This window comes from Oribacterium sp. HCP3S3_B9 (assembly GCF_052064255.1).
GTDB lineage: Bacteria > Bacillota > Clostridia > Lachnospirales > Lachnospiraceae > Oribacterium.
This window is the reverse complement of the sequence record NZ_JBQHVY010000001.1, coordinates 162042-174123: the sequence shown is the minus strand read 5'-3', so window position 1 is coordinate 174123 and position 12082 is coordinate 162042. Positions and strand designations below refer to the sequence as shown.

The following is a 12082-nucleotide window of genomic DNA, read 5'->3' as shown; positions in this document are numbered from 1 at the left end:
GTATGGAAAAAGTGAAGGTATGTGTTCCGATTACCGGACAGAATCAGACAGAGATTGAGCAGCAGGCCCACGCCATCGCAGCGACCGACGCGGACGTCGTGGAGTGGCGTTTCGACCTCGCGATGGCGCTCTATCCGTCGGTACAGGAGGCCGCTGCACACACTCGGGATGCCGCGGAAGATGGCAGCAGTGCAGAGATCGATGTGGCTTCGGAGGACGCCCGGCAGCTGCAGGCGATGATCGCACGCCTTCGGGCACTGCTTCCCGGAAAGGAGCTGCTTTTCACGATCCGTACACAGCGACAGGGAGGAAGCTTCCCGAACGATGCGGCAGCGTACCGGCGGTTCTGCACCCTGGCGCTTGCATCCGCGCGGCTCGATTACCTCGATCTCGAGGATACGACACCGGCAGAGGACAGTCGTGCGCTGATGACGCTTGCCCATGAAATGGGCGTTCGCGTCATCGCGTCCTACCACGACTTCGAGAAAACACCGGCGGTCGAGGAAATCCTCGAGAAGCTTCGCGCGCTTCGGGCGACGGGCGCCGATATCCTGAAAGCGGCCTACATGCCGACGAAAACCTCGGATGTCGCCACGCTTCTTCTGGCGACGGCCCGTTTCCGGGAGGAGGATGCGGCGACGCATCCGCTCATCACGATGTCGATGGGAGAGATCGGTCAAATCAGCCGACTCGTCGGTGGGGCCTTTGGCTCCATGCTCACCTTTGCGACGGTCGGAGAGAGCAGTGCACCTGGACAGATGCCGATCGAAGCGGTGCGGGCAGCGCTGACACAGCTTTCGCTTCATTAGCGATGGAGAGACCGGAGGGCTGGCGACAGAAGAGTGAAGCTTCTGCTGCCAGCCCTTTTTGTGCATCCAGGGGAACAGTGTATGGCCATATTTACCAGTTATGATTGTAAAAGCAAATGTCTTATGGTAATATGTTACGGTATTCAACATTGAATCCTGCTCTGCTTACGCAGGATTCATCCAGGTAGCTCCTGGAACGTCATATCAAAATGGAACGTGCTGCTTCGTTCCAATCATATTAAAGGGGGATTTTAATATGGCAGAAGACAAAAACTCTAGAAGTGGGCTCTGGCTCGGTGGCCTTCCTTGGTGGCAGGCTCTCATTTGTATCGTACTGGTACTTCTTCCGGTCTATGTGACGAAGATGAAGGACGGTAACCCGGTGATGCTGGCCGCAACGACCATGACATCGGTACTGGGTATCTGCTTCGGCTTCGCAGTCATCTTTAACGAGATCGGTGAGCGTGTTCCGATCTGGAACAAGTACATCGGTGGCGGACTTCTCGCAACCTTCTTCGGTGTCGCTCTCCTCAGACAGTTCGGTCTGATTCCGGAGGCAGGACTCGATGCAATCAACTCCTTCATCTCAGATGATGCGAATTTCCTTGAACTCTTCATCGTTATGCTGATCGTCGGCTCTGTGCTTTCACTTGAGCGTGACATCCTGATCCGTTCCTTCGCAGGTTATATCCCGGCGATCCTCGGCGGACTTCTCGCAGCAGCGATTCTCGGTGGTATCACAGGTGCCATCTTCGGTATTCCGTTTTCAGATACCCTGATCAAGTACACACTTCCGATCATGGGTGGTGGTAATGGTGCAGGTGCCGTTCCACTTTCTCAGATTTATGAGCAGGTAACCGGTGATGCTGCAGCGAACTACTATTCCTTCGCGATCATCGTACTGACCATCGCAAACATCTTCTGTATCATCGCTTCCGCAGCGCTGAACGCACTCGGTGAGAAGGTTCCGACCCTGACCGGTGATAAGAAGACCCTGATCCGTGGTGCAGAGGAGCTTGCAAGAGACGATCAGAAGGTGAAGACCGACAACACCGACCTCGCAGGCGCACTTCTTCTTGCATTCGCATGCTTCGCTGTCGGCGAGCTCATGAGCGGTAAGATCCTTCCGAAGATCGCAGGTGCACCGATTCATAAGTATGCGTACATGATCGTGTTCGTCGTTATCCTTGCAGCAACCGGTCTCATCCCTGCCAGAGTACGTGCTGGTGCGAAGAGACTGCAGAGCTTCTTCTCCGGTCAGCTCGGTATCATCATCATGGTCGGCATGGGCGCAGACTTCAACCTCGCAGAGCTCTTTAACGCGATCGCTCCGAAGAACATCATCATGGCACTCATGATCGTGATCGGTGCCATCATCGGTTCCGCAGCGGTTGGTTACCTCGTAGGCTTCTATCCGATCGATTCCGCGATCACCGCTGGTCTTTGCATGGCAAACCGTGGTGGTAACGGCGACCTCGCGTGCCTCGGTGCTGCAGACCGTATGGATCTGATCGCTTACTCACAGCTTTCTTCTCGTCTTGGTGGCGGTATCGTCCTCATCATCGCAGCCTTCGTATTCTCCTTCATGCTGTAATACGCGCTGTAGAGAAACTGACAATTGAATATGGCAGAACCATAAGCAGCTGGTTCAGTATGGGTCGTCCATCGCGGGCGACCCTTTTTGATAAGAGCTTCATCACATCCATAAAGGGGGATTTTCTATGATCGTTTACTACAAGCGGATGGCGAACGCCATCATGCTTCTCGGCGCGGTGCTCGGCGGTGTCTTCGGCCTCATCTATTTTCACGGGCGGATTCTGAATAATCCGGATAAGACAGCGGTGTTCGTCTGGGCACTCTGGGTATTCACCGGCGTCATCGTCGGGCGTCTGCTCGCCGCGATGCTCGCGAATAAGCGTCTGCAGGCCGTGCAGAAACAGCTCTATACCGATACGGATCCGGCCGGCTTCCTGCAGAACTTCGAGGCGGTCAATGCCCGTGTCCCAAAGAATCTCGCAGAGTATGCGAACGGTCAGCACTGGATTTCCTTTGCGAAGGAAGCGCTCGGTGATTTCGAGGGTGCCTGGGATGCGGTGAAGGATCTGAAGCCGGACGAACTTCGTATCCATGCGCTGACGAGCTCTGCGCTCATCGTAAATCAGAAGGCAAATCTGCAGATTCTGCGCGGTGATCTCGAGGCGGCGAGCTTTCAGATCGAGGATCTGAAGAAGCTGAAGGTGGTTTCGGAAAAGCGTGCCGCACGGCTCGCTGAAAACCTCGCGCAGCAGATTCGTGTGCATGAGGCGCGGATCGCGGCGGCAGAGGGACGCCTGGATGCGGACATCCCGTATCTCGAGGAGGAGGTTCAGTACGCCGGAAATGCCATCTACCGGAAGGAGATGCAGCTTGAGCTCGCCGAGTATGCGCTTCGTACCGGTGATCAGGAGAAGGCGAATGCTTATCTTGAGGCCATCATCGCAGACCGGAAGGGTCTGTATACCGAGAAACGCGCCGATGAACTCCTCGCACATCCGGAGGCATATACGAAATATACGAAGGCCTTCCGCGACGAGCACGGTGAGAAAATCGGCGAAGAGGACAGTGACGGCTTCGTGGTTATCCGGGAGTGATGACCGGTGCGTCTTTTAAGCGTAAGCGTTCAGCTAAGGGGCCCCTTAGCTGAACTGTTACCCGAACGATAAAGAGAATAGAGAAAAAAGTGGATTTATCTTGCAAGATATATGAATATCTGATATGACTAATATGTTTGCGGGTTCTGATGGGCCTGCTTTTTATGTGTTTTATCATATCTGCCATGGGGCAGGAGGAGTAGAAATGAAAATCGAAGCGAAGAAGGATCTGCGCCGTCTGATTACCGTGGTGCTGGCCTCGCTCTTGATGGCGATCAATATCAAAACATTTGTCCGTACCGGTGGACTCTATCCGGGTGGTGCGACGGGACTGACGATCCTGATCCAGCGTATCAGCCAGATGTATCTGCCACATGAGATTCCATACTCGCCGATCAATATCCTGCTGAATGCGATCCCGGTCTATATCGGTTTCCGCTTCATCGGAAAGAAGTTCACCTTCTTCTCGCTGATCATGATTCTCCTGACCGGCTTTTTCACCGATATGATGCCGGCGCATGTAATCACCTATGACACCCTGCTGATCGCCGTCTTCGGCGGTATCATCAACGGTGTGGTCATCAGCCTCTGCCTGAGTGTAGATGCGACCACCGGTGGTACGGATTTCATCGCCATCTACCTCAGCCAGAAGCGCGGCATGGAGACCTGGAACCTGATTCTCGGCTTCAATGTCCTGATTCTCGGTGCCGCTGGTGTGCTTTTCGGCTGGGATAAGGCGCTGTATTCGATCGTGTTCCAGTATGTGTCCACCCAGACCCTGCATACCCTCTACCGTGATTTCCAGCGCCAGACGCTCTTTGTCGTTACGGATAAGGCAGAGGAGATCGCGAAGATGATCTTCGATGAAACCCATCATGGTGCGTCCATCATGCACGCCGAGGGTTCCCATGAGCATAAGGATCATCAGGTGCTCTACTCCGTCATCGCGGCGGACAGCGCCCGTCATGTGATCAAGCGCATCCGTGATATCGATGCGCATGCCTTCGTGAACTCCATCCGCACGACCGAGCTCTCCGGACGCTTCTACATGAAGCCGAAGGATTAAATCTGAATAAACGTAAAAGCCGCGCACAGTCGTATGCTGTGGGCGGCTTTTTATGTCCGGGCAATGTCTCCGGCGGGTATGTCATCTCGTCACGGGAATTTCGTGCTTCGCCCGGCGACTCCGGGCGGCGAGGACGGGAGTCTCAGCTGAATTTCTTTCGGAGAATCTCGAGCAGGTACTCGTCGGCCTTCGAGAGAAAGGCACCCTTCAGTGTCGCGATGCAGAGATCCCAGTAGGCCGGGTAGGAGGCATCGATCGAGAAGAAGGCCGGCGGGTTTTCGAAACTGTTTGCGGCGACATACTCGGATGGGAGCATGGTCACGCCCATGCCCTCGGCGGCGAGCTTCTCGAGGCTCATGTAGTTTCGGCACAGAAGGCGGATCTCTGGCTGGATCCCGGCCTTCCGCAACACGGAATCCGTGACATGGCGGATACGCTGCTCCTTATGCAGCGTCAGCAGCGGCTGGTCGGCGAGCAGCTTTACATCCAGCACCGGATAAGGATAGCCCGGCGTCGGTACAGCCTTTTCAGTCAGTGGATTATTCCGGGACATCGCGATGATAAAGGAATAGCGCTTCAGTACCTCGTATTGAAGTGACGGGTTCGCGAGCACATCGTAGACCGGCGCATGCATGATGGAGAAGTCCATCTCGCCGGAGATCAGATGCTGCTCCTGCGGTTCAGTGGAGCCCTCGAACAGGTCGATGGAGATGCCCGGATAGAGTGCATTGTACTCTGGAAGAATCTGCGGCAGGACGATCGCACCGAGGTGATGCGTGACACCGAAGCTGATATGACCGACCTTCAGATCATTGATATCCGTGATTTCCGATGAGAAGTCATCATAGATCTTCAGCACCTGGCAGGCCATCTGATAGTACTTTTCACCGGCGAAGGTGAGCTTCAGACCATCGGGGCTGCGCACGAAGATCTTCGTGCCGATCGAGTCCTCGATGCGCTGCAGTGACTGCGAGAGCGAAGGCTGCGTGACGAAGAGCTTCTTTGCAGCCTTCGAGATATTGCCGGTGTCGGCGGTGGTTTTTACATAGAGAAGTTCACGTGTGGTCATAATCTATCCTTCCATCTGGTTTACGTGTGGCGGAAAAACATGCCTGCTGCTCCCGAAAGATACAGATGTATACCGGGAGTTCATCACTGCCTTTGCGTTTTATACAAACAGATAAACTTAACTGTACCACAGCCGGAATCAATATGCTAAGATAAATTGCATACGAAATAAAATCAGCATTTACGGATGCCGACTGAGAACGAACCGAGAGACGCTATCTTCGATCATTCTCATTACGGGATCATCAGAAAGCAGAAAGAGAAATGATATGAAGAAGAACTATACCGCCATTCTTTTCGACCTCGATGGAACGATCATGGACTCCGGTCCTGGCATCATGAAATCTGTACAGTACGCGCTCGACCACTTCGGCTACCCGAATGAGCCGGAGGAAAAGCTTCGGAAGTTTGTCGGCCCGTCCCTTATGGACAGCTTCACAAACTTCTATGGCATGAATCCGCAGGACGCGGAGCGTGCCGTCGCCCTCTACCGCGAGGTCTATCCGACCGATGGCATCTTTGACGCCACCCCATATGCCGGTATCGAGGACGTTTTCCGTGCGATTCAGGCGAGTGAGCGTAAGCTCGTCCTCGTGACCTCGAAGCCGCACATCTTCGCAGAGCGTATCCTCGAGCACTTCGGCTTCGCGCCGTACTTCTGCTATCAGACCGGCCCGGAGCTTGGTGACCATGACAGCCGGAAGGCACGCCTCATCAACCGGGCCGTCGAAGCGCTTAAGCTCGACAAGGCGGACTGCGTCATGATCGGTGACCGCATGTTTGATATCGAGGGTGCCGTCGAGGCAGGTGTCGATTCCATCGGCGTCACCTACGGCTTCGGCGACCGTGCAGAGCTGGTCAATGCAGGCGCCATGTACATCGTGGATTCCCCGAAGGAGATCCTCTCCGTGATCGGGATTTAGTAAAAGGAGAAAGCTATGCTGAAGGATCTGGTATTAAAAGACAGAAGCTATCGTGGCTATCATGAGGATCGCAAGGTGACGAGAGACGAGCTCATCGATATGGTGGATATGGCCCGTCTGACCGCGTCCGGCGGTAACAAGCAGCCACTTAAGTACTATATTTCGACGGAACACGAGGAGGTGGAGGCCATCCTCGCGACGACGAAGTGGGCAGCCGCCCTTCCGGAGCTCCACCTTCCGAAGCCGGGCACGCATCCGACCGCGTTCGTGATCATCCTGCAGGATAGTGACATTCAGCCGAACATGCAGGCGGCGATGATCGACGTCGGCATCGCCGCACAGACGATTACGCTGGCAGCGACGGAGAAGGGTCTCGGCTGCCTCATGATTCGGAACTTCGGTCTGAAGCCACTGACCGAGGTGCTGGGACTTTCAGAGAGTCTCGTGCCGGTGCTGGTCATCGCCATCGGTGCGCCGGCAGAGAAGATCGAGCTGGTTCCGGTACTGGAGAACGGCGACGTGAATTATTATCGCGATGAAAACGGCACCCACTACGTGCCGAAGCGCGCGCTCGAGGACATCGTGCTGGAAAAGGAATAAAATCGATTTTACTCAGTTTTACTTGAGTCAGGTAAAACTGAGTAAACACTGGTAAACTGTAATACGACGGTTGAGCAGATGAAATCTATGAATAAAAGAAACATTCAGGTAAGGACATTCCATTATGGAATGCCCTTATTTGTTAATTGCATTTCCTTTTCACATGCGTGGCACAGTACAATCGAAGTACAGAATGATAAATAAATAACCACTTTCATGACGGATAGTGACATAAACTATTTCTTTTTGCCCCTGCGTCGCACATGCGAGAATATCTGAGGACAGACGGCCGCATGAAAAGAGTGGATGGAAACATGGTTTATTTCAGGAGGTAAACATGGGCGATTCATTAACGAGAAAGATCATCCGTTCCCACATGGTGAAGGGGGCGATGGTACCGGGCGAGGATGTATTTGTAATGGTCGATCAGACCCTGACCCACGATATCAATGCGGTCATGACCTATCTCGGCTTCGAGCAGCTGGGCATTCCGACGCAGGTGAAGACTTCAGTATCGTATCTGGATCATAATCTGCTGTATATCGATTTCAAGACGCCGGACGATCATAACTATCTTAGGACCATCGCAGAGAAGACCGGCGTATATGTATCGAGACCGGGAAACGGTATCTGCCACATGGTACAGACCTCCCGTTTCGCGATCCCGGGTGAGCTTCTGATGGGTGGTGACAGCCATACCCCATCGGGTGGTGCCGTCGGCATGCTGTCGATCGGTGTCGGTGGCATGGACATCACGACCGCGATGGCAGGCATTCCGATGCGTCTTACGATGCCGAAGGTTGTCAAGGTGAACCTCACGGGCAGGCTGAAGGCCGGTGTGAACGCAAAGGAAGTCGTCCTCGAGATGCTTCGCCGTGTCACCATCAAGGGCGGTCTCGGAAAGGTCTTCGAGTACGTCGGCGAGGGTGTAAAGACGCTGTCTGTACCGGAGCGTCTCACCATCGCGAACATGGGTGCGGAGATGGGTGCCACCACCTCGATCTTTCCGGCGGATGAAATCGTGAAGGCGTTTATGGAGGCACAGGAGCGTGGTGAGCAGTATAGAGAATTCCTTCCGGACGAAGATGCAGAGTACGATGAGGAGATGAACCTCGACCTGAGCAGTCTCGAGCCACTCATCGCGCTGCCACATCAGCCGGATAATGTTGTACCGATGAGCACCCTCGAGGAGCATCCGGTGGTCGAGCAGGTCTTCATGGGCTCCTGCACCAACGGCTCCTACAGCGATTTTGCAAAGGCCGCCCTCGTGATGAAGGGACGTCATGTCCATGAAAATCTTCAGTGTACGGCAGGGATCGCCAGCAAGCAGATCTATAAGCAGCTTCTGAAGGACGGCTACCTCGATATGCTGATCGACGCCGGTGTGCGTATCCTGGAGCTGAGCTGTGGACCATGCTGTGCGATCGGTCAGGTGCCACCGACGAATGGTGTCGCCGTTCGTACCTCGAACCGTAACTTCCGTGGCCGCGCTGGTTCACCGAATGCCAATATTTATCTGGTGTCTCCGGAGACGGCGGCAGCAACGGCCATCAAGGGCACATTCGCAACGGCGGAGGAAATCATGGGCGCGGATGTGGAAAAGCTCGCTGCGATCCAGGAGCCGGTACACTACATCGTCGATGATGCGATGATCATCCCGCCACTTCCGGAAGAGGAGCGTGCGAAGGTGAAGGTTCTGAAGGGACCGAATATCGCCTTCCTTCCGGTACCGGAGAAGCCGAAGAAAAACCTGAACGTACGAATCTCATTAAAAGCTGGGGACAATATTTCGACCGATGATATCACACCGGCCGGTGCCGAGTTCTCCTCGATGCGTTCGAACATCCCGCTGATGTCGAAGTACTGCTATAACCGTTATGATCCGGAATTTTCAGAGCGTGCAAGAGAACTCGTGCAGTCGATCATCGTTGGTGGTGAGAACTATGGACAGGGTTCCTCTCGTGAGCATGCCGCCATCAACCCGATGTACCTCGGTGTGAAGGCGGTCATCGCAAAGAGCATCGCCCGTATCCATAAGGGTAATCTCATAAATCACGGCGTTGTGCCGATGATGTTCGAGAATCCGGCGGATTACGAAAAAATCGAGCAGATGGACGAACTCGCCATCGATGATTTCACCGCGCAGATTCCGACGAGAGAGGTCATCGTACGCGACGTGACGAAGGAGTTCAGCTTCAAGTGCCGACTCGAGCTTTCCGATGCCGAGCTCGCCGTCGTGCTCGCCGGTGGACAGCTCCGCTACCTGAAGCAGCAGCTCGTCGAGATGGGGGTTCTCAAGGCAGAGGAGCTCGAACAGTAAAGAGAATATGATGCTGGAAGCGGCGGCTTCGTGACCGCAGAGGCATCGTGAGGATGTCGCGCCGGAAGCATTGGCTGAATGGTGTGAAGGACAGGCCGATAGAAAAAACCGGATACGTCGAATCAGCAGAATAGTATGAGGCAAACCTCTCTCGTGATGGTATGATAGATGACATCACGAAGGAGGTTTTTTATGCGGGACAGTGACTGGAAGATTATCTATGAGCTGCACCAGAATCCGAGCATCACGAAGGTGTCGGGGCTTCTCTATAAGTCGCAGTCGGCGATTACGAAGCGGCTGCAGTCGATGGAGGAGGAGCTCGAGTGCCGGATCGTGGAGCGGACGCCACAGGGCGTGACGTTTACAAAGGAGGGGGAGTTCCTGTTTCAGATGGCGGAAAAGTATCTGCAGCTGGAAAACGAGACGCAGGAGGGGCTTCGGAAGCTTCGGGAGGAACACAAGGAGACGATTCTTCTCGGGTCAGCGTATACCTATACGAAGTACTCACTTTATGATGTGCTGAATCCGTTTACTGCAGCGCATCCGAACATCAGTATACGTGTCATCAATAAACAGAGTAATTATCTGTATGAGATGCTGATGGAGGGGAAGCTCGATGCGGCGTTTATCCGCTCGGACTATACCGCCGGTGTATACCATGAGCTCGTCGATCATACCGCAGCATACTGTGTGACGAAGGATCCTGTGGATATGGACCAGTTGCCCGCGATGGATCAGGTGGCCTACCAGACAAATCAGAAGACCATCGGCCAGATTGCGGACTGGTGGACAGAACGCTTCGGTACGGAACTTCCGGCACCATCGGAGGATGCAGGTTATATCGAATTTGCATTCCGAAGCATCGCCGAAGGAAACAAGTATCTTCTGTGTTTTCTGCCGGATAATTTCGTCAATGAGTATCATCTGACGCTGACGCCTCTTTTTACGAAAGATAGGAAGCAGATTTCGCGTAACAGCTGGTTTATCTATAAAAAGGAGAAAAACCGGCGGGCGGTGGTCGATGAACTGATTCGTTATGTAGAGAAAAATGTAAAGATCAGAAGATGATCGATGCGACAGAAATTTATCATCACTGTAGCCGTTGTGATGCATCAGTCATTGATTCCATCATAGAAGAAATGTGATAATATACATACTTCTTTATATATTTTACTATATATGAGCTCGCCATTATACTTTCTATAAAAGAATGTACGGATAGAAGGTAGTGCATTCGGTGATGAATACAGCAAAGCGTCTGAAAAGGCGAGCGAAAAGGAGAAAAACGATGATTACAGAAGAGCAGATCAAGGCAGCAGAAGCGAAGTTCGGTGAGCTGATCCGTAACGAGAATGCACGCATCGAGGCGATGAAGAAGGACAGTGAGGTGAAGGACTTCTCGAAGCTTTCACATATCAAGGTCGGCATCCTGCCGGGCGATGGCATCGGCCCGATCATCATGGAGCAGGCGGTTCGTGTCGTAAATGAGCTTCTGAAGGAGGAGATCGCCTCCGGCCGTGTCGAGCTTCACGAGATCCCGGGCATGACCATTGAGCGCAGATCCGAGCTTATGGAGTCACTTCCAGAGGACGTGATGGAGGAGTGCAAGAAGTGTGACGTACTCGTGAAGGGTCCGTTCGTGACCCCGAGACCTGGCGATCCATATCCAAACCTTGTATCCGCAAACTCCCTGCTTCGCAGAGGTCTCAACCTCTTCGCAGCCGTACGTCCGATCAAGATGCCAGAGAAGGGCATCGACTGGACCTTCTTTCGCGAGAACATCGAGGGTGAGTACATCTGGGGAAACAAGGGCATCGAGGTCAATGAGGATCTCGGCATCGATTTCAAGGTTTGCACGAAGCCGGGCGCAGAGCGCATCGCACGTGCCGCGTTCGAGTTTGCGCGTAAGAATGAAAAGACCAACGTGACCGTCGTTACAAAGTCCAACATCGTAAAGCTTGCGGATGGTAACTTCCTGAAGACCGTTCACCGCATCGGTGCCGAGGAGTATCCGGAGATCGAGGTTCAGGACAAACTCGTCGATGCGATGGCAGCGAAGATGACGGATCCGGAGTTTAACGCCGGCATCCAGGTCGTGGTTCTTCCAAACCTTTACGGTGATATCGTAACCGATGTCGCAGCGGAGCTTCAGGGTGGTCTCGGTACCGCATCCAGCTCCAACATCGGTAACCAGTACGCACTCTTCGAGGCAATCCATGGTACCGCACCATACCTCATGAGTCATGGTCGTGGCAATTACGCAAACCCATGCTCCCTCATCCGTGCGATGGGTGAGATGATGGCGCACATCGGCTATGGTGACCGGAAGGCCATCCTCGATCAGGCACTGGAGATCTGCACCGTCACTGAGCGCAAGGTCGTACTGACCACCGAGACCAAGGATGCATCCGCAGCCGAGTTCACCGATTACCTCATCGAGACCATCCAGGGTCTGGAGAAGTAACGGAATCTGGAACAGCACCAGAAACTGTATGAGACCGAAAAGCACATGTTGAAAATCAAAAAGAGTGTATAAGCAGTCTGTATGACTTCGATATGAAATATCGATTATCCATCGAAGAAAAGTCGGCGTATACTAGGGGACAGCTCCTTGTGCCGGACCGAATCGGGTATGCTTCCGAAATCGGGCGCAGCTCAAGGGACAG

The 12082-nt window shown here is 53.7% G+C and carries 10 protein-coding genes; 9 read left to right on the top strand and 1 reads right to left on the bottom strand.

What is annotated here, in order from left to right:
• The first annotated feature begins 2 nt into the window (after nt 1-2).
• The 4 genes from aroD (at nt 3) to ACTNC3_RS00755 (ending at nt 4505) form a co-directional block, all read left to right on the top strand.
• A complete protein-coding gene (gene aroD, locus ACTNC3_RS00770; protein WP_441226153.1) occupies nt 3-809 on the top strand; it encodes a type I 3-dehydroquinate dehydratase in 807 nt (268 codons plus the stop codon).
• A 256-nt stretch (nt 810-1065) separates the two neighbouring features.
• A complete protein-coding gene (locus tag ACTNC3_RS00765; RefSeq protein WP_441226152.1) occupies nt 1066-2403 on the top strand; it encodes a 2-hydroxycarboxylate transporter family protein in 1338 nt (445 codons plus the stop codon).
• Between the two features lie 127 nt (nt 2404-2530).
• Entirely contained in the window at nt 2531-3439 is a 909-nt protein-coding gene (locus ACTNC3_RS00760) for a hypothetical protein (protein WP_410042456.1), read from the top strand.
• Nucleotides 3440-3644: 205 nt separating this feature from the next.
• The gene (locus tag ACTNC3_RS00755; protein WP_441226151.1) at nt 3645-4505 is read left to right on the top strand and encodes a YitT family protein; all 861 of its coding nucleotides are present in this window, start codon (nt 3645-3647) and stop codon (nt 4503-4505) included.
• Between the two features lie 142 nt (nt 4506-4647).
• Here the strand turns inward: ACTNC3_RS00755 and ACTNC3_RS00750 are convergent, their stop codons facing one another.
• Complete coding sequence (locus ACTNC3_RS00750; protein WP_410042458.1) at nt 4648-5574, bottom strand: LysR family transcriptional regulator; 927 nt, start codon at nt 5572-5574, stop codon at nt 4648-4650.
• Nucleotides 5575-5842: 268 nt separating this feature from the next.
• Between ACTNC3_RS00750 and ACTNC3_RS00745 the strand changes: the two genes are divergently transcribed.
• The 5 genes from ACTNC3_RS00745 (at nt 5843) to ACTNC3_RS00725 (ending at nt 11880) form a co-directional block, all read left to right on the top strand.
• On the top strand, nt 5843-6496 hold the full coding sequence (locus ACTNC3_RS00745) for an HAD hydrolase-like protein (RefSeq protein ID WP_410042459.1): 654 nt from the start codon (nt 5843-5845) through the stop codon (nt 6494-6496).
• Nucleotides 6497-6511: 15 nt separating this feature from the next.
• Nucleotides 6512-7096 carry a nitroreductase family protein gene (locus ACTNC3_RS00740; RefSeq protein WP_410042460.1) on the top strand — a complete coding sequence of 195 codons (585 nt, stop codon included), beginning with the start codon at nt 6512-6514 and terminating at the stop codon, nt 7094-7096.
• Nucleotides 7097-7433: 337 nt separating this feature from the next.
• Entirely contained in the window at nt 7434-9416 is a 1983-nt protein-coding gene (locus ACTNC3_RS00735; protein WP_441226150.1) for an aconitate hydratase, read from the top strand.
• Between the two features lie 192 nt (nt 9417-9608).
• On the top strand, nt 9609-10484 hold the full coding sequence (locus ACTNC3_RS00730; RefSeq protein ID WP_441226149.1) for a LysR family transcriptional regulator: 876 nt from the start codon (nt 9609-9611) through the stop codon (nt 10482-10484).
• Nucleotides 10485-10704: 220 nt separating this feature from the next.
• Entirely contained in the window at nt 10705-11880 is a 1176-nt protein-coding gene (locus ACTNC3_RS00725; protein WP_441226148.1) for an isocitrate/isopropylmalate family dehydrogenase, read from the top strand.
• Nucleotides 11881-12082 lie beyond the last annotated feature (202 nt).

Bases quoted from the DNA above. Each gene is read 5' to 3' on its own strand.
- aroD (WP_441226153.1), top strand. From the start codon at position 3: ATGGAAAAAGTGAAGGTATGTGTTCCGATTACCGGACAGAATCAGACA.
- ACTNC3_RS00765 (WP_441226152.1), top strand. From the start codon at position 1,066: ATGGCAGAAGACAAAAACTCTAGAAGTGGGCTCTGGCTCGGTGGCCTT.
- ACTNC3_RS00760 (WP_410042456.1), top strand. From the start codon at position 2,531: ATGATCGTTTACTACAAGCGGATGGCGAACGCCATCATGCTTCTCGGC.
- ACTNC3_RS00755 (WP_441226151.1), top strand. From the start codon at position 3,645: ATGAAAATCGAAGCGAAGAAGGATCTGCGCCGTCTGATTACCGTGGTG.
- ACTNC3_RS00750 (WP_410042458.1), bottom strand. From the start codon at position 5,574: ATGACCACACGTGAACTTCTCTATGTAAAAACCACCGCCGACACCGGC.
- ACTNC3_RS00745 (WP_410042459.1), top strand. From the start codon at position 5,843: ATGAAGAAGAACTATACCGCCATTCTTTTCGACCTCGATGGAACGATC.
- ACTNC3_RS00740 (WP_410042460.1), top strand. From the start codon at position 6,512: ATGCTGAAGGATCTGGTATTAAAAGACAGAAGCTATCGTGGCTATCAT.
- ACTNC3_RS00735 (WP_441226150.1), top strand. From the start codon at position 7,434: ATGGGCGATTCATTAACGAGAAAGATCATCCGTTCCCACATGGTGAAG.
- ACTNC3_RS00730 (WP_441226149.1), top strand. From the start codon at position 9,609: ATGCGGGACAGTGACTGGAAGATTATCTATGAGCTGCACCAGAATCCG.
- ACTNC3_RS00725 (WP_441226148.1), top strand. From the start codon at position 10,705: ATGATTACAGAAGAGCAGATCAAGGCAGCAGAAGCGAAGTTCGGTGAG.